Origin of the sequence: Streptomyces sp. NBC_01283, from assembly GCF_041435335.1 — a bacterium.
Classification (GTDB): domain Bacteria; phylum Actinomycetota; class Actinomycetes; order Streptomycetales; family Streptomycetaceae; genus Streptomyces.
In genome coordinates this window covers 4,282,387-4,298,254 of the sequence record NZ_CP108430.1, presented here as the reverse complement: position 1 = coordinate 4,298,254, position 15,868 = coordinate 4,282,387, and the positions used below count along the sequence as shown (strand labels likewise).

The following is a 15,868-nucleotide window of genomic DNA, read 5'->3' as shown; positions in this document are numbered from 1 at the left end:
CATGGCCTTCGGTGCGGAGGAGCTGCGTGTGCTCCGCCGCGCTCTGGCCCTCGCCCTGCATCCCAGCCCCGTCTCCGACGCGGACGTCCAGGACTGCCTACGCCTAGCCGACGCCGTCGACGAAGCGGTCAGCGAGGGCGCCAGGCTCCGCGCCTTCCTGCTGGCCGATCTCTCCCGCTACCGAGCGGCCCTGCCCGGCACCGCGAGCGGCTACCTCGCGCTCCTTGAGGACGTCCTCGGCGCCGGCTACCAGCCGGGCGCCGACGACCTCGCCGCGCTGCGTGCCTTGCGCGGCAACCCGGCCGCCGCCGCCCTCCTGGACCGCTGCCGGACCGTCGCCGAACAGGCCGTACGCGCCCGTCTCTCGGGCCGGTCCCATACGACCGTCCCGGCGCCCCGCCCCCTCGTCCCCGCCTCGCGCACGCGCCTGCTGGCTCTGCCCGGCGGCCGCGGCGAGGCGGACGACCGGACGGCGCCCAAGCCCAAGACGCCGAACTCCCCGCCGGGGAAACCGGCCCAGCCCGAGCCGCCACGCCCGGTGCCGACCCCGGCCGAGGTCTTCCCTCCCAAGCGCCGCCCGACGGACCCGCCGCATCAGCTCGCCGCGGGCTAGCTACTCTGGGGGCATGGAATACGTCTCCGCGCTCCTGCCCCCCGTAGTGATGGCCGTGTTCTTCGGCGGTCTCATCGTGACGATCGTGAAGACCCAGGGCGGCGCCAACAAGGCGAAGGAGGACGCGGCCGTCGACGCCGTGCTCTCCCGCGCCGAAGGCGCCCGGCAGACCCCCAAGGCCTGACCGGTACCAGGCCGAGGCCTGACCAGGGTTTCCCGTGACCTGAGGTCACCACCCGCACACTCTTGGCGTACGACTCGCTCACATTCCGAGTCGTACGCCCTTTTTGTTGGGGAAATGGCACCTCCGCCACGTCCGTCACGTCATTAGTGACATCTCCCACTATTGTTCTGGTGTGCCTCGCCCCTTGGGAGAACTCGAAGACTCAGTCATGACACGGGTGTGGAAGTGGAACCGCCCCGTGACCGTTCGAGAAGTCCTGGAAGACCTTCAGCAGGAACGGTCCATCGCGTACACCACTGTCATGACCGTTTTGGACAATCTTCATCAGAAGGGCTGGGTGCGCCGTGAAGCGGAAGGCCGTGCCTATCGATATGAGGCGGTCTCCACTCGGGCCGCCTACGCCGCCGCACTGATGAACGAAGCATGGTCGCAGAGCGACAACCCGGCCGCCGCTCTCGTCGCGTTCTTCGGGATGATGTCGGAGGAACAGCGCGAAGCACTCAGTGACGCGATGCGGATCGTGGGCCCCGTCTCTCAGGCCCCGATCTCTCAGGCCTCCGACTCCGAAGCCCCGATCTCCGAAGCCCCGATCTCTCGAGATCCCGCCACTCAAGCCGCGGAGAACCCCGGCGAGGCGGAGCCCGAAGCAGAGCGATAGCGTCCGGTCATGCCAGCAGAACCCCCTGAACTCAGCGCTAAAGCAGTCTCCGTACGCCGGGCGCGCACAGCTGATGTGCCGGTCGTGCGCAACCTCCTGGACTCCTACGCCCGTCAGGGGATCCTGCTCGACAAAGCGACGGTCGCGCTTTACGAGTCGCTCCAGGAGTTCTGGGTGGCGGAACGGGACGACAACGCCGAGGTCGTCGGCTGCGGCGCCCTGCACGTGATGTGGGAAGACCTCGCGGAAGTCCGCACTCTCGCGGTGAACCCCGACGTCAAGGGGGCCGGAGTGGGTCATCAGGTGTTGGGGAAGTTGCTGCAGACCGCTCGCTGGCTCGGTGTCCGCCGGGTTTTCTGTCTCACCTTCGAAGTCGACTTCTTCGCGAAGCACGGCTTCGTGGAGATCGGTGAGACACCTGTCGACGGAGATGTCTACAGCGAGCTGCTGCGTTCCAAAGATGAGGGCGTCGCGGAGTTCCTCGGCCTCGAACGAGTGAAACCGAACACCTTGGGCAACAGCCGGATGCTTCTGCATCTGTGATCGTCGCCGGTATTCAAGGCTGCCTGCTGCCCAGGTTCCCTATGTCCGAAACGCGCATGTTTCCTGGGTTCTCGGGGTCGTCGGTCTCTCCCGGGGGTTTGTGTTTTCCCAGCAAAAGCGGTTTGCTTTCCGACGTACTGCAGTACTGCATATAACAGGGGGCGGCGATTCTGCGGCTCACGCCGTGCGATCCGGCCCTAAGTTATCGATGAAAGGAAATCCGGTGGCACAGAAGGTTCAGGTCCTTCTTGTCGACGACCTCGACGGTGGCGAGGCAGACGAGACCGTGACGTTTGCGCTGGACGGCAAGTCGTACGAGATCGACCTCACCACGTCGAACGCGGACAAGCTCCGCGGTCTCCTTGAGCCTTACCTCAAGGGTGGTCGTCGTACCGGTGGCCGCGGTTCGGCCGGGCGCGCCAAGGCCCGTGCCTCTGCCGCGAGCGGCGGTCAGGACACCGCGGCGATCCGCGCCTGGGCGAAGGACAACGGTTTCGAGGTCAACGACCGCGGCCGTGTCCCCGCTTCCATTCGCGAGGCCTACGAGAAGGCCAACGGCTGACGACGGGTCCGTCGCAACCGGACCCGGTGGCACTGCGTTGCCGCCGTGTCCACAAGCCGTACGAGACCGGAGCCCACGGCGGGGTCGCTGTGGGGCACGGTGCCACCCCCCACGCAGGACAGGGACGGCAGTGCCGGCAGCGTCGGCTCCACCTCGCACCCGGGCTCTGGGGGCCGCAGCCACACGGCGGCCCCCTGCGAGCCGGACCACCCCGGAGGCGTGGGCGCGTCGATCCGTCCGCCCGCACCGATGGCCGTGAGGTCCAGTGGGATGTCACCCCACTCCAGCCACTCCAGGAGCCCGGGCAGTTCGTCGGCGCTCCCAGCGGCCACGAAGAGCCGCATCGATTCTCCTCGCAGAGCGACCGGAGCCTTGGGCCCGAGATGCCTCAGCGCGGCGAAGCCGGCCTCGGCGGGCAGCTGCAGTACGTCGAAGCGGAGCCCCGTCAGGAGCCGCAGCGGCAGCCCGGGGCGGCGGTCCTCCGTCGCCCAGCCGAGCTCGTTCTCGTACCACTGCCGCACCGGGTCGCTCTGCTCGACCGGTACACGGGGCTGGGGAACGGTGAGAGCCATGCATGGAGCAACCGGCCGGAGGCGTTTGAGGTTACGCAGCGTGTCGCCACGATCGCGCTCAGTGCCCGCAAAGAGGGCGTAAGGGCGTGTTCGGCCGCGCAAGGGTGTTCGCCCGTAGCGGAGGGAACCGGCGCGCGCCGCATGGAGTGTCAGTCCTTACGGGTAAGACATCCCTAGTGGGGAGGGGCGACACACGCGCGAGGCCGTCTCACGTTCGCCATCGGCGTAGTGGTGGTGAGGGTAAGTGCTTGGCCTGCGGGAACATCGTCTCGCACCATCGGGTTGGAGCAGTTGTCGGCGTTCGGGGTCAGGAGGCACCTCTTGTTCTCGGCCGGGTGTCGGCAGTTGGAATGAGCGGTCCCCGCTTGCGGGACTAAGCTGCGGAAGGACAGGGAGGGGACAGCCCCCTTACTGCCTGACCGCTCTGAGGAGCGATTAACGATGTTCGAGAGGTTCACCGACCGCGCGCGGCGGGTTGTCGTCCTGGCTCAGGAAGAAGCCCGGATGCTCAACCACAACTACATCGGCACCGAGCACATCCTCCTGGGCTTGATCCACGAGGGCGAGGGTGTCGCCGCTAAGGCCCTGGAGAGCCTCGGGATTTCGCTCGAGGCGGTCCGCCAGCAGGTGGAGGAGATCATCGGTCAGGGCCAGCAGGCCCCGTCCGGCCACATCCCCTTCACCCCCCGTGCCAAGAAGGTCCTGGAGCTTTCGCTCCGCGAGGCCCTTCAGCTGGGCCACAACTACATCGGCACGGAGCACATCCTGCTCGGCCTGATCCGCGAGGGCGAGGGCGTCGCAGCCCAGGTCCTCGTGAAGCTGGGCGCCGATCTCAACCGGGTGCGGCAGCAGGTCATCCAGCTGCTCTCCGGATACCAGGGCAAGGAGACCGCCACCGCAGGCGGTCCTGCGGAGGGCACGCCTTCCACGTCCCTGGTGCTCGACCAGTTCGGCCGGAACCTCACCCAGGCCGCTCGTGAGTCCAAGCTCGACCCGGTCATCGGGCGCGAGAAGGAGATCGAGCGGGTCATGCAGGTGCTGTCCCGCCGCACGAAGAACAACCCCGTGCTCATCGGCGAGCCCGGCGTCGGCAAGACCGCCGTCGTCGAGGGCCTGGCGCAGGCCATCGTCAAGGGCGAGGTGCCCGAGACCCTCAAGGACAAGCACCTCTACACCCTGGACCTGGGCGCGCTCGTCGCCGGTTCGCGGTACCGCGGTGACTTCGAGGAGCGCCTGAAGAAGGTCCTCAAGGAGATCCGCACCCGCGGCGACATCATCCTGTTCATCGACGAGCTCCACACCCTGGTGGGTGCGGGCGCCGCCGAGGGCGCGATCGACGCCGCGAGCATCCTCAAGCCGATGCTGGCGCGAGGCGAGCTGCAGACCATCGGTGCCACGACGCTGGACGAGTACCGCAAGCACCTGGAGAAGGACGCGGCCCTTGAGCGCCGTTTCCAGCCCATCCAGGTCGCGGAGCCGTCCCTGCCGCACACCATCGAGATCCTCAAGGGTCTGCGCGACCGTTACGAGGCCCACCACAGGGTCTCCATCACGGACGAGGCGCTGGTCCAGGCCGCCACCCTGGCCGACCGGTACATCTCGGACCGCTTCCTGCCGGACAAGGCGATCGACCTGATCGACGAGGCCGGTTCCCGGATGCGCATCCGCCGGATGACCGCGCCGCCGGACCTCCGCGAGTTCGACGAGAAGATCGCGGGCGTGCGTCGCGACAAGGAGTCGGCCATCGACTCCCAGGACTTCGAGAAGGCGGCGTCTCTCCGCGACAAGGAGAAGCAGCTGCTCGCGGCGAAGGCCAAGCGCGAGAAGGAATGGAAGGCCGGCGACATGGACGTCGTCGCCGAGGTCGACGGCGAGCTCATCGCCGAGGTCCTCGCCACGGCCACCGGCATTCCGGTCTTCAAGCTGACCGAGGAGGAGTCCTCGCGTCTGCTGCGCATGGAGGACGAGCTCCACAAGCGGGTCATCGGCCAGAAGGACGCCATCAAGGCGCTTTCGCAGGCGATTCGTCGTACGCGCGCCGGTCTGAAGGACCCGAAGCGTCCCGGTGGCTCGTTCATCTTCGCCGGTCCGTCCGGTGTCGGTAAGACGGAGCTTTCCAAGACGCTCGCCGAATTCCTCTTCGGTGACGAGGACGCCCTGATCTCCCTCGACATGTCGGAGTTCAGCGAGAAGCACACGGTCTCGCGTCTCTTCGGTTCGCCGCCCGGATATGTCGGTTACGAAGAGGGCGGTCAGCTGACGGAGAAGGTCCGCCGCAAGCCGTTCTCGGTCGTCCTCTTCGACGAGGTCGAGAAGGCCCACCCCGATATCTTCAACTCGCTGTTGCAGATCCTGGAGGACGGTCGCCTGACCGACTCCCAGGGCCGGGTCGTGGACTTCAAGAACACGGTCATCATCATGACGACCAACCTCGGCACGCGGGACATCTCCAAGGGCTTCAACCTCGGTTTCGCCGCCGCGGGTGACGTCAAGACGAACTACGAGCGCATGAAGACCAAGGTCAACGACGAGCTGAAGCAGCACTTCCGCCCGGAGTTCCTGAACCGTGTCGACGACACGGTGGTCTTCCACCAGCTCACCGAGGAAGACATCATCCAGATCGTCGACCTCATGATCGCCAAGGTGGACGAGCGTCTCAAGGACCGCGACATGGGCATCGAGCTCAGCGGTGACGCGAAGAAGCTCCTCGCCAAGAAGGGTTACGACCCCGTCATGGGCGCCCGGCCGCTGCGCCGGACGATCCAGCGCGAGGTTGAGGACATCCTCTCGGAGAAGATCCTCTTCGGCGAGCTCCGCCCCGGCCACATCGTGGTCGTCGGCACGGAGGGTGAGGGCGACGAAGCCAAGTTCACCTTCCGCGGCGAGGAGAAGGCGGCGCTTCCGGACGTCCCGCCGATCGAGCAGGCGGCTGGTGGCGCCGGGCCGAACCTGAGCAAGGAGGCCTAAGGCCTCCGGCCCGCAGTACAGCAGTACAGGGGCTGCCCCGGACCGTTTTCCACGGTCCGGGGCAGCCCCTTCTGCTTTGACTCTTGGCTGCGCGTGCTTCGTGACTGGTCGCGCCCCGCGGCGGAGCCGCACATGTCACAGCCCCGCGCCCCTGACGGGGCGCTCCTCCGCGCCCCGTGACGGGTTCTACGACGTGATCGTGATTCCCTCCGGTACGTTCCGCACGCGGGGGAGGCGGGGGTTCACCCGCAGCACGCTCAGGTTCGGGAAGCGGGCGAGCCAGGACATGTCCGTGTCGGCCAGCTCGGCGGTGACCCACAGATGGGTGAGCTGCTCGTGCTCCAGGCCGTCGAGCAGCTCCTCGGTGCGCATGACGCCCACGACCTGGATCCACGGCCGCCCGCCGAGGTGCCGCAGCGCCGCGAGCTCGGCGGTGTCGGACACCGGGAAGTACAGGCCGACCGGATCGAGGTGGGCGATGATCTCGCGCGCGTACCGCTCCGTGTCGAAGTGCCGCCAGGGGCGGACCAGCTCGGTGCGGATGGACAGCGCCGAGCGGTGGCGCAGCCGGGCGAGGTAGTCGATGGCGGCGTCGTCCTGGACGCGGGTGGCCGTGATCGCCAGAAGGAGCGCCTGCTGGTCGCTCGGCACCTGCTCGGGGTCCGGCAGCTGCTCCAGGACGATGGGGCCGACCCAGCCGAGGCTGCGGGCGGCCAGCTCCGTCGTGGGGCGCACGAGGTTCTTCGTGCGGTCGTGGACGAGCTGCTGCACCGCGGGGTCGAGCTCGGTGACGTGCTCCAGGCAGGCCGCGGCCATCAGGCGCCGGTGATTCACGTGCGGGCGGCGCAGGTTGGGGGCGGCGGCCAGGAGCCGCTCCAGGAAGTCGGCGCACTCCTCGGGCCGTGCGTGGGCGGCGGCCATGCGGATGACCTCCTCCCACTCGGCCCGGTGCGCGTGCTCGACGAGGGCGCGGAGCCGGCCGCGGGCCACTATCTCCTTGGCGGCCAGGTAGTCCTGGAAGGTGCGGTGGATGAAGTCCACCGAGAGGCCCGCCTGTTCGCGAAGGAGCCCCGTGCGGTGCAGCAGATGACGGAAGATCTTCTCGCCGTCGCCCTCGGCGCGTGCGGAGGGGATGGCGGGCAGGGCACCGTCCAGGATGGCGACGACGCGCTCACGCGGCAGCTCCGAGACGCCCTCCTCCACCATCGCGTGGGCCAGCTTGCGCAGGAGCAGCTCCCGGGGGCCCTGCTGGAGGCGCACGTCATCGGCGTACAGGACGTCGCGTTCGGGGTCGCGGCGCTGGAGGAGCATCTCCAGGGCGGCGTCGTACAGCTCCTTGCGGCCTTTGGGCAGGGAGCCGGAGCGGTCGCGGTTGAGGGCGCATATCAGGCCGCACATCAGGGGGTTGGTGGCGAGCTGGCGCAGCTCGCGGTAGATGCGCACGGAGTGCAGCAGCCGCTCCTCGTACTCCCGCAGCTTGTCGCGGTCCGCCTGCTCCTTGCACTGGTCGTCGCTCATCGCCGCCGCGTGCCAGTCGTGGATGAAGCGGGTGACCTGGTCGCGTGACATCGGCGCGAGGGAGAGCTCCTTGAAGCCCTCCTCGGCGAGGCGCTCCTGGGCGAGCCAGCCGTCCTCGACGGCGGAGGGGCGGGACGTCACCAGGCAGCCGTTGCCGGAGAAGATGCGCAGCAGGCGGCGCAGTTGGTTGCGCAGCTCGCCGCGGGTGGCCTCCGGGGCCTCGTCGATCCCGTCGACCAGGAGCATGGCGCGGCCCGCGAGGAGGGTGCGCACGACCCAGCCCTCCGGTGCCTGGTCGGCCAGCGGGTGGCGGATGGCGTGCAGGAAGTCGTCCGGGGCGGGGAAGCCCTCGCGGGCGAAGCGGCGTACGGGCAGCACGAACGGCACCCGGGCGCCCTCGCGCGCCGCGGCCACGGCGAGCCACTGCACGAGGGTCGTCTTGCCTGAGCCCGCCACACCGCGGAGCAGCACCCGCTCATGGCCCTCCAGGGCCCGGTCGGCGAGCAGCACGGTCCGTGGTTCGCCCGGTACGCCGCTGCCGCTGCTCTCCTCCGCCTCCAGGCTGAGGTAGGTGTCCTCAAGGGCCCAGCGGTCCGGAGCGTTGGCCAGGTCCACGCCGACGATGGTGAGCCAGCCGTGCTGACGTACGACCTCCTCGGCGTACGCGGACTCGAAGTCCCGGTCCTCCTGGGAGCGTTCGGGCTGGCGGGCGGCGGCCTCCGCGTCGTTCAGGTCGATGAGCTGGCGGATGCGGCTCGCCCGCTCGGCCATGTGCCGCTGGATGTACGGGGAGCGCCGGACGAAGTGGTACAGGACGTGCAGGCACACGGCCACGAGCAGCTCGTCGTGGAACCACGCGGCGCCGGGGGAGAGGGAGCGGTCCGCGCCCTGCACGGCGCCCCTCAGCCGCCGTGCGTAGTCCTGCGGCCCGAGGCGCACGGCGTCCACGTCCGTGAGCTCCAGTTCGCCGATGGCAAGGAGCGTGCGTGTCAACACGTCGACCACGGAGGCGAGTTCGGTCGTCGGTGCGGCGCGCGCCTCGGCGGCGACGTGGACGAAGTCCGCAGCCGTACGGTGCACGTCGTCCGGTGTCGCCGGGGCGTCGGCGCCGCGCCAGGTGGCGAGGGCGGCGATCAGGTCGGGCGTGACGGGCGGCTGCGCGGTGGGCAGCCGGATGAGCCGTTGTACCAGGGGTGCGGCGAGCGTCGAGGGGATGCGGACAACGGGCTCCATGGACATAGCGGGTCCCTGCGGGTGGGATGTCGTGTGTCGTGGAGGGTCAAGGGTAGGTCAACTCCTCCACGGTGGCGGGGTGATGAGTTCGATCCGGCCCGGCGCCTGCTGAGCCACCGCCTCAGCCACCTCAGAGGTCACATGGACCCTCCTGAGGTTCGGGAAGACCGACAGCCAGGCCAGTCCTTCGACGGGGTGGGACGCCTCCAGGCCGAGCCGCGTGAGTTTCTCGGCCACGATCAGTTCGGTCAGGTCCTCGACGCGGTAGGCGCCGACGACCTGGATGTCCGCCCAGCCGCCGATGGCACGCAGGGCGCGCAGGTCATCGGTGTCGCGCACGGTGACCCGGGCCTGCCGGGGCAGATGCGCGAGTATCTCGCGGGCGTAGAGCTCGCGGTCGAAGCGCGGCCAGGACGCGGCGAGGGTCCGCTGGACGTCCATGTTCGGGTGCTCGCGGAACTGGGTCAGGAAGTGCAGGGCCGACTCGCTGCCCAACTCGCTCGCCGCCCGCACGACATGGCGTGCCGTCGCGTCGTCGAGCCCCTCGGCGGATGGCAGCAGCGACAGCACCAGCTCGCCGCCGACCCGCGCCAGTTCCTCGGCCTCCGCGCTGGAGCCGGGCGGCACGATCAGCCGCACCCCGACCTCCACGAACGAACGGACCGCGGGCGCCACCTCCGCCGCGTACGGCAGCCCGGCGGCGGCAAGGAGCTTTCCGCGCGGGGTGCCCTGCTCGACGAGCCGCCGCAGCATCTGCTCGGCCTCTTTCGGACGCGCGTGCGCGATGGCGAGCAGGACCACGTCCTCCCACTGGTCCTTGTCCGCGTTGTTCAGGAGCAGATCGAAGTCCAGTTCCTGTACGGCGAGACGGGAGCCGAGGTAGTCCTGGAACGTCCGGTGGAGGAAGTCCACGCGCCCGTCGGCGGGTTCGCGCAGCAGACCGGACCGCAGCAGGAGCGAGGTGTAGATCTCCTCGGCGTCGCCGTTCAGGTTCAGCGAGGGGAGCGCCTGCGTGATGATGTGCAGCGCGTCCGAACGGTCCATCTCCGAGCGGCCGTTGCGGATCAGCCACCACGCGAGCCGCTGAAGGAGCTGGATCTGCGTGGCGTACGGAATCCGTACGCCGCCCGGATCGTCCAGTCCCCGTTCCCTGTCCCGCCGTTCGAGCAGCATGGAGAGCGCGGCCTCGTAGAGCGACTTCCTGTCCTCGGGCAGGAAGCCGTTCCGGTCCCGGTGCAGGGCGCAGAGCATGCCGCACATCAGGGGGTTGGTGGCGAGGCGGTTCAGCTCGGTCGTGGTCCGTACGGCCTGGAGCAGGGACACCCCGGTGGACTCGTCCGCCCGGGCGGCGCTGTGCCAGCGGCGTACGAACGTGGCGACGTCGTGCCGGGACATCGGGGAGAGCGTGAGTTCGTTGAAGCCGGCGGCGGTCAGCCACTGCTCGGGGACGGCGGAGGGGCGCGAGGTGACGAGCCACAGGTTGCCGGGGAAGGTCCGCGCCAGCTCGCGCAGCCACCGGCGGGCGCTCTCCCGCCGGTCACCGGCGATCTCGTCTATCCCGTCGACGAGGAGCACGCCCCGCCGGGCACGCAGGACGCGCTCGACCCAACCGCGCGGCTGCTCGCCCGCGACCGGGCAGGCGACGGCGTCCAGGAACTTCCCCGGGGTGGGCAGCTCGGCCCCCGGCCGCAGGATCCGCCGCATCGGCAGGACGAACGGCACGCGCCCGATGAGATGCGTGAGCCCATGCTCGTACGTCCGGCTCGCCGCCGTCACGGCGAGCCACTGGACGAGGGTGGTCTTGCCGGAGCCCGCGACCCCGCGCAGCAGGACCTGGTCGTGCTGCGCCAGGACCTGCTCGGCGGGGACGTGCAGTCCGCTGCCGCCGGGGCCGGTGCGCTCGCGGGTGGCTTCGAGGCTGAGGTAGGCGGTGTCGAGGGGCCACTCGCTGGTTCCGGCGTCCAGGCCGTAGATGGTGAGGGTGCCGTGCCGCTCGCCGATGTGGGTGGCGTACAGCGCCTCGAAGGCGGCGTCCTCGGCGGTCTGCGAGGGCAGACGGTCGAGAAGGATGTCCAGGGCCTGTACGAGGCGGGCCAACTGCTGTGTCTGTACGAGCTGTTGGCGGGCGATGAACGTGGACCGCTGGGAGAAGAAGTTGAGGATGTGCAGGGCGGCGGTGTGGAGGAGCTGGTCGTAGAAGAACTCGGCGTCGCGGGAGAGGGCGGAGGCGGACAGGAGCGCCCGGGCGCGGAGCTCGCTCGCGAAGGCTTCGGGGCCCAGGGCGACGGCCTCGTAGTCCTCGATGGTGAGGGTGCCGAGGACGGCGAGCGTGCGGGCCAGGGCGTTCCTGACGGCGAGGGCCTCCGCCGGATCGACGGGCTGCTCGCGGGGCCCGGCCGCCTTGAGCGCCCTGCGGACGAGCTCGTCGGCGACCTTCTCGACGTCCTTCGGCGTGATGTTGCGCTTCTCGCCGCTGAACGAGACGAGCGAGGCGACGCGCACGGGCTTGTCCACCAGGGCCGCGCCCGGCTGGTCCGGCACGAAGAGCTTCTTGATGAGCGGCACGACGACGCCGGACGCGATGCGGGCGCCTAGCGCGCTGGCTTCGACCATGTGTCGAGAGTAGGTGAAGGGGCTTGTGGGCGGGGGCAGTTGGGGCCCCGCCCTGACTTCAGCGGGCGAACTTCTCGACGGCGGCGAACTTTTCGATGGCGGCGGGCGTGACCGGGGTGAAGAAGTTGACGAGGTTGCCGTCGGGGTCGCGGAACAGGAGCGCGCGGTTGCCCCACGGCATCGTGGTGGGCTCGTTGACGAAGTCCTCCACGAAGCCGGTCAGGTTCTTGTGCACGGCGTCCACGTCGTCGACCAGGAATTCGAGGATGACGCTGTGGTTGTCGGCGGGCCGGGCGGAGCCGGGCGCGAACAGGGGGACGGTGCGGGTGCTGCCGATCGCGAGGGTGGCCGAGCCGACCCTGAGCTCGGCGAAGTCCTCGGTGGGCCGGTCGGCGGTCGCTCCGGTGGCGCGCTCGTAGAACGCGACGAGGCGGTCGACGTCGCCGGTGATGATGCGGACAGAGACGAAGTTCATGGGTTTCTCCAGGTCACAGGCCTGCACAGGGCTGCACAGGGCTGTACAGGCTTGCGGTGCAAGGCCGCTCGGTGGTTCTGATCGGTGCTTCTGAACGCACGCTACGACCAATACCGGGCGGAATCCGCCCGGTATCTGCGGGAGACTTCTCCCCATGTCCCGTCCCATCGCCCGCGTACTCACCCTGCTGGAGCTCCTGCAGTCCGGCGGTCTCCGGACCGCGGCCGAACTGGCCGACCGGCTCGACGTCGACGAACGCACGGTGCGGCACTACATCGGCCACCTCGTCGACCTCGACGTGCCCGTCGAGTCGGTGCGTGGACGCCACGGCGGCTACCGGCTCACCGCCGGTTTCCGTATGCCTCCGCTCATGCTGAGCGACGACGAGGCGCTCGCCGTGCTGCTCGGCCTGGTCGCGGGGAGACAGGCCGGCCTGACGACGGCTACGGGCACGGCGAGCGAGACGGCGGCGGCCAAGATCCGGCGGGTGCTGCCGGAGCGGCTGCGGCGCAGGCTCGACGCGGTGCTGGACTCGGTCGCCTTCACGGTTCCGCCCGGCGGGGCGACCGCTGCGGGGTCGGTCGCCCCGGAATCGGCGGTCCTGCTCCCGGTCGCCGACGCCGTGGCCCACCACCGGCCGGTCTCGATCCGGTACACCGCCGGGAACGGCCGCCGCAGCGAACGCACGCTGCACCCGCACGGGCTCGTCGCGCACTCGGGCAAGTGGTACGTGACGGCTGCGGATCTCGGCAGCGGCGAGGACCGGATGTTCCGGCTGGACCGCATCACCGAGGTGCGGACCCTGCCGGGCTCGTTCGACCCGCCGGCCGACGTCGACGCGGCGCGGCGCGTGCTGACGGGGCTCGCCACCGCTCCGTACCGGCACGAGGTGAGTCTGTGCGTTCAGGGCACGGCCGAGGACGTCCGCGCGCGACTTCCGGCGGGCATCGCCGTCGTGGAGGAGCTGCCGCCGCCGGGTGACGCGGATCCGGGGGCCGCCGAGCCCTGGTCCCGCGTCGGCATGCGGGTGGAGCGGCTGGACTGGCTGCCTGCCGTACTCGCCTCGCTGGACCGCCCCTTCGTCATCGAGCGACCTGATGAACTACGTGGCCTGGTAACGGAGTTCGCCGAACGCCTTGCGGTGTCGGCTGCCCGGCGGGAAGCCCCGTGAACAGGCCTTTGAGGCTGGTCGCGGATGCGTTAGGCGGAAGTTAGCGGGACAGGAACCCGCCATTAGCGGCCTCCACCAGAGTCGGTGTTGTTCCCAGGGAGGGAACGCCACCCACTACTTACCGGGGGACACGCCATGCGCTCCAACACCACCATCCGTGGAAACCGTCGCCGCAACCTGCGCTTCGCCGCCGCGGCTCTGACCGTGGCCGCGAGCCTCTCGCTGACCGCCTGCAACGGCGATGACGTGATGGGGCAGGGCGATCCCTCGGCCGCGTCGAGTGCGTCCTCCTCGGACAGCGGCTCCGGTTCGTCGGGCGGCGGGCCGGGCTCGGGCGGGTCGGAGCAGGGCGGCGGTAAGGACTCCGCCGAGAAGAGCTCCGCCGGGCAGGGCACGGCTGCCGGGAGCGGCGGTTCGGGTCAGAGCGATCAGAGTGCCGCGCTCGGCAAGTGCCGCACCGACGACGTGGATGCCTCGGCCTCGGACAGCACCATCGACGGCGACGACGAGGGCTCTGTCGCGGTGGAGCTGAAGAACGTCGGTGGCAAGGACTGCGTGATGTCCGGGTTCGCCGGTGTGGACCTGGAGACCAGCGAGGGCCCGCTGTCCGCCGCGCGCAGTGGCCAGCCCGCAGACCGGATGGTCCTCAAGAACGGCAAGTCGGTGTTCTTCAGCATCAGCTACCCGATGAACGACTCGGGCGGTTCCGGCGTGGGCATCACGGGCCTGACCGTGACCCCGCCCGGCCAGTCGAAGTCGCTCTCCATCGAGTGGCCCGGCGCCTCCAGCCTGCCCGTCACCGACGGCGCCGGCTCCCCGGTCAAGGTCTTCCCGATCGGCAGCGCGGGCCAGGGCGGAGCCTCATAGGCCCCGCAGACCACTCAGTACGTCATCCAGTACCTCACCGAGCACGCCACCAAGGATCGGCTTCTTCCCGAGGGGAACGTCATGAGCAGCACTTTCCTGAGGAGCGGCAAGGCGCGTTGGGTCGGCCTCGCCAGTGCCCTGTTACTCGCCGCGGGCGGCACCACGGTGGCGGTGGCCACGGGTTCGGACTCCGACTCCGCGCCGCGTGCCTCCGCTTCCACTGCCGCCCCCGCGAAGGCCAGTGCGGACAAGGGAACGGTTACGAAGGGCCAGCTCCAGCCGGGGGACGCCTTGGCGTCGCACAACTTCCGCCTGCGGATGGACGGCGCCCCCGTCGAGAACCTCCAGGAGGTCTCCGGTCTGGAGGAACAGAAGGTGACCCTGGTGCGGGGCGCCACCCACAGCGCCGAGGTCGACCGCTGGATCGAAGCCGCCACCGAGGACCGCGAGGGACGCCTCAAGGACGTCACCCTTGAGATGCTCGACTACCAGGACAACGCCGTGAAGCAGTATCACCTCAAGGGCGCGTTCGTGGAGCGCATCGACCGCCCCGCGACCCCGAACCCCGAGACCCCGGGCGCCGAGACGCTCACGGTCAGGTTCTTCACCCTGACCATCGAATAGCCGGGCCGTTGAGGGTACGTATCAGGGCCGCGAGAGCTTCGGGTGTAGTGGTGAGGGTCGTCTCCGGGGCGTCGCTCTCACGGAGGCGCACGGTGCCGTCCTGGGGGGCGGCGAGGTAGACGCAGTTGGCCTGGTCGCCGCTGAAGGACGACTTCTGCCAGTCGAGCGTGGTCATGCTTGTGCCTCCTGGAGCGTGTACAGAACGTGTTGTACGAGGCCGAGCGAGTCCCTTGCCGCGTGTGTCACCGGGATCACCGTCGCGTCGATGGCGGGGAGCGCGGCAGCGCTCAGCCGTTCGAACTGGCGGCGGTACTTGGCCAGAGGTTCCTCTTCGTACAGGAACATGGACTGTGCCGGATGCTCCAGCAGTACGGTCTCCAGCGCGCTGTCGTGCGAGGCGATGTGGCAGAACGGTGTGGTGAGCGCCGACACCGCGACTGCGGTGAAGGGCATGATCTGGATCTCCACATGCGGGAGTTCGGACAGTTCGACCAGCTTGAGCAGTTGCTGGTGCATGACGTGCGGGCCGCCGAAGCGCATGTGGAGGGCGGCTTCATGGATGACGGCGTGGATGTGCGGAGGATTGTCGGCCCTGAGTGCGCGCTGGCGCTCCTGGCGGAAGCGGACAGAGGCCTCGATCTCCTCCGCCGTGCTCACCGCGTCGCTGGCTTCGAAGATGGCGCGTGTGTAGGCGTCGACCTGGAACAGCCCCGGCAGGAACAACGACTCGTAGGAGCTGAGCGCTGCGGCTTCGGCCTCCAGCTCGGCCAGGTCGAGTGCGGACGCCGGGAGTTGGGATTTGTAGCCGGTCCACCAGCCCTTCCCGTTCGACTCGGCCAGGCCCACCAGGGCATCGACGTAGGTTGAACTAGTAACCCCAAATGCCTGGCACAGGGTGCGGATGCGTTCGGCGGAGATCGGGGTGCGCCCGTTCTCCGCGTGGGTCAGGTGTACGCGTCCCATGCCGATGACTTCTCCGGCTGCCTGCACAGTCAGCCCACTGCGCTCACGCAACCTTCGGAGCTCAAAACCGAGTCGGACCTGCCGCTCGGTGGGAGCTGTTCGCAGTGCCAACGCTGTCTCCCCTTGTGAAGGTGGGGACAGTTTGCCCCGCGCCGGGGTCTCGGTCCACCAAAGGTGAGCTTTAGGTTGAACAAGTAACCCCTGTATCGCTACGGTGTGTATGGCGACGCTCACACGCTGATGGTGGAAGCCTCGCTGCTGGCGCAGTAACCCCGTGCCTGCCCGCAGAAGCGCACTGCCCGATC

15 protein-coding genes are annotated in these 15,868 nt (G+C 69.3%); 9 read left to right on the top strand and 6 right to left on the bottom strand.

Annotated features, from left to right (window positions below):
- Position 1: 1 nt before the first annotated feature.
- The 5 genes from OG302_RS19515 (at position 2) to OG302_RS19495 (ending at position 2,560) form a co-directional block, all read left to right on the top strand.
- Positions 2-613, top strand: coding sequence for a hypothetical protein (locus OG302_RS19515; protein WP_371750171.1), 612 nt, complete (start codon positions 2-4; stop codon positions 611-613).
- 13 nt (positions 614-626) lie between these two features.
- Positions 627-797, top strand: a complete 171-nt coding sequence (locus OG302_RS19510; RefSeq protein WP_361829422.1) for a hypothetical protein — start codon at positions 627-629, stop codon at positions 795-797.
- Positions 798-969: 172 nt separating this feature from the next.
- Positions 970-1,455: a BlaI/MecI/CopY family transcriptional regulator gene (locus OG302_RS19505; protein WP_371527948.1), complete on the top strand. Its 486-nt coding sequence runs from the start codon at positions 970-972 to the stop codon at positions 1,453-1,455.
- A gap of 9 nt (positions 1,456-1,464) precedes the next feature.
- Positions 1,465-1,998 (top strand): amino-acid N-acetyltransferase, encoded by a 534-nt coding sequence (locus OG302_RS19500; protein ID WP_361829426.1) that lies wholly within the window; start codon positions 1,465-1,467, stop codon positions 1,996-1,998.
- A 223-nt stretch (positions 1,999-2,221) separates the two neighbouring features.
- Positions 2,222-2,560, top strand: coding sequence for an Lsr2 family protein (locus tag OG302_RS19495; RefSeq protein ID WP_361829427.1), 339 nt, complete (start codon positions 2,222-2,224; stop codon positions 2,558-2,560).
- On the opposite strand, the gene OG302_RS19490 is transcribed toward OG302_RS19495, so the two are convergent.
- The gene (locus OG302_RS19490; protein WP_371527947.1) at positions 2,539-3,132 is read right to left on the bottom strand and encodes an SCO3374 family protein; all 594 of its coding nucleotides are present in this window, start codon (positions 3,130-3,132) and stop codon (positions 2,539-2,541) included. The genes OG302_RS19495 and OG302_RS19490 overlap by 22 nt on opposite strands.
- Before the next feature lie 441 nt (positions 3,133-3,573).
- Between OG302_RS19490 and OG302_RS19485 the strand changes: the two genes are divergently transcribed.
- Positions 3,574-6,099 (top strand): ATP-dependent Clp protease ATP-binding subunit, encoded by a 2,526-nt coding sequence (locus OG302_RS19485; protein ID WP_249588590.1) that lies wholly within the window; start codon positions 3,574-3,576, stop codon positions 6,097-6,099.
- Between the two features lie 186 nt (positions 6,100-6,285).
- Here OG302_RS19485 and OG302_RS19480 read toward each other — a convergent pair whose 3' ends face one another.
- The 3 genes from OG302_RS19480 to OG302_RS19470 are packed head-to-tail and all read right to left on the bottom strand — an operon-like array spanning position 6,286 to position 11,938.
- Positions 6,286-8,850 (bottom strand): NACHT domain-containing NTPase, encoded by a 2,565-nt coding sequence (locus OG302_RS19480; RefSeq protein WP_371527946.1) that lies wholly within the window; start codon positions 8,848-8,850, stop codon positions 6,286-6,288.
- A gap of 57 nt (positions 8,851-8,907) precedes the next feature.
- Positions 8,908-11,463 carry an NACHT domain-containing NTPase gene (locus OG302_RS19475; RefSeq protein ID WP_371527945.1) on the bottom strand — a complete coding sequence of 852 codons (2,556 nt, stop codon included), beginning with the start codon at positions 11,461-11,463 and terminating at the stop codon, positions 8,908-8,910.
- 58 nt (positions 11,464-11,521) lie between these two features.
- Positions 11,522-11,938, bottom strand: a complete 417-nt coding sequence (locus tag OG302_RS19470) for a VOC family protein (RefSeq protein WP_371527944.1) — start codon at positions 11,936-11,938, stop codon at positions 11,522-11,524.
- Between the two features lie 154 nt (positions 11,939-12,092).
- Here OG302_RS19470 and OG302_RS19465 point away from each other — a divergent pair, with 154 nt between their 5' ends.
- The 3 genes from OG302_RS19465 (at position 12,093) to OG302_RS19455 (ending at position 14,600) form a co-directional block, all read left to right on the top strand.
- Positions 12,093-13,109 (top strand): helix-turn-helix transcriptional regulator, encoded by a 1,017-nt coding sequence (locus OG302_RS19465; RefSeq protein ID WP_371527943.1) that lies wholly within the window; start codon positions 12,093-12,095, stop codon positions 13,107-13,109.
- A 135-nt stretch (positions 13,110-13,244) separates the two neighbouring features.
- A complete protein-coding gene (locus tag OG302_RS19460; RefSeq protein WP_371527942.1) occupies positions 13,245-13,976 on the top strand; it encodes a DUF4232 domain-containing protein in 732 nt (243 codons plus the stop codon).
- Between the two features lie 81 nt (positions 13,977-14,057).
- Positions 14,058-14,600 carry a hypothetical protein gene (locus tag OG302_RS19455; protein ID WP_371527941.1) on the top strand — a complete coding sequence of 181 codons (543 nt, stop codon included), beginning with the start codon at positions 14,058-14,060 and terminating at the stop codon, positions 14,598-14,600.
- On the opposite strand, the gene OG302_RS19450 is transcribed toward OG302_RS19455, so the two are convergent.
- A complete protein-coding gene (locus OG302_RS19450) occupies positions 14,581-14,775 on the bottom strand; it encodes a DUF397 domain-containing protein (RefSeq protein ID WP_371527940.1) in 195 nt (64 codons plus the stop codon). The genes OG302_RS19455 and OG302_RS19450 overlap by 20 nt on opposite strands.
- The gene (locus OG302_RS19445) at positions 14,772-15,674 is read right to left on the bottom strand and encodes a helix-turn-helix domain-containing protein (protein WP_371527939.1); all 903 of its coding nucleotides are present in this window, start codon (positions 15,672-15,674) and stop codon (positions 14,772-14,774) included. The genes OG302_RS19450 and OG302_RS19445 overlap by 4 nt, the downstream gene beginning before the upstream one ends.
- Positions 15,675-15,868 lie beyond the last annotated feature (194 nt).

Coding starts and splice junctions, on each gene's coding strand:
- OG302_RS19480 (WP_371527946.1), bottom strand. CDS start 8,850: ATGGAGCCCGTTGTCCGCATCCCCTCGACGCTCGCCGCACCCCTGGTA.
- OG302_RS19500 (WP_361829426.1), top strand. CDS start 1,465: ATGCCAGCAGAACCCCCTGAACTCAGCGCTAAAGCAGTCTCCGTACGC.
- OG302_RS19490 (WP_371527947.1), bottom strand. CDS start 3,132: ATGGCTCTCACCGTTCCCCAGCCCCGTGTACCGGTCGAGCAGAGCGAC.
- OG302_RS19485 (WP_249588590.1), top strand. CDS start 3,574: ATGTTCGAGAGGTTCACCGACCGCGCGCGGCGGGTTGTCGTCCTGGCT.
- OG302_RS19510 (WP_361829422.1), top strand. CDS start 627: ATGGAATACGTCTCCGCGCTCCTGCCCCCCGTAGTGATGGCCGTGTTC.
- OG302_RS19515 (WP_371750171.1), top strand. CDS start 2: ATGGCCTTCGGTGCGGAGGAGCTGCGTGTGCTCCGCCGCGCTCTGGCC.
- OG302_RS19460 (WP_371527942.1), top strand. CDS start 13,245: ATGCGCTCCAACACCACCATCCGTGGAAACCGTCGCCGCAACCTGCGC.
- OG302_RS19455 (WP_371527941.1), top strand. CDS start 14,058: ATGAGCAGCACTTTCCTGAGGAGCGGCAAGGCGCGTTGGGTCGGCCTC.
- OG302_RS19450 (WP_371527940.1), bottom strand. CDS start 14,775: ATGACCACGCTCGACTGGCAGAAGTCGTCCTTCAGCGGCGACCAGGCC.
- OG302_RS19475 (WP_371527945.1), bottom strand. CDS start 11,463: ATGGTCGAAGCCAGCGCGCTAGGCGCCCGCATCGCGTCCGGCGTCGTC.
- OG302_RS19470 (WP_371527944.1), bottom strand. CDS start 11,938: ATGAACTTCGTCTCTGTCCGCATCATCACCGGCGACGTCGACCGCCTC.
- OG302_RS19465 (WP_371527943.1), top strand. CDS start 12,093: ATGTCCCGTCCCATCGCCCGCGTACTCACCCTGCTGGAGCTCCTGCAG.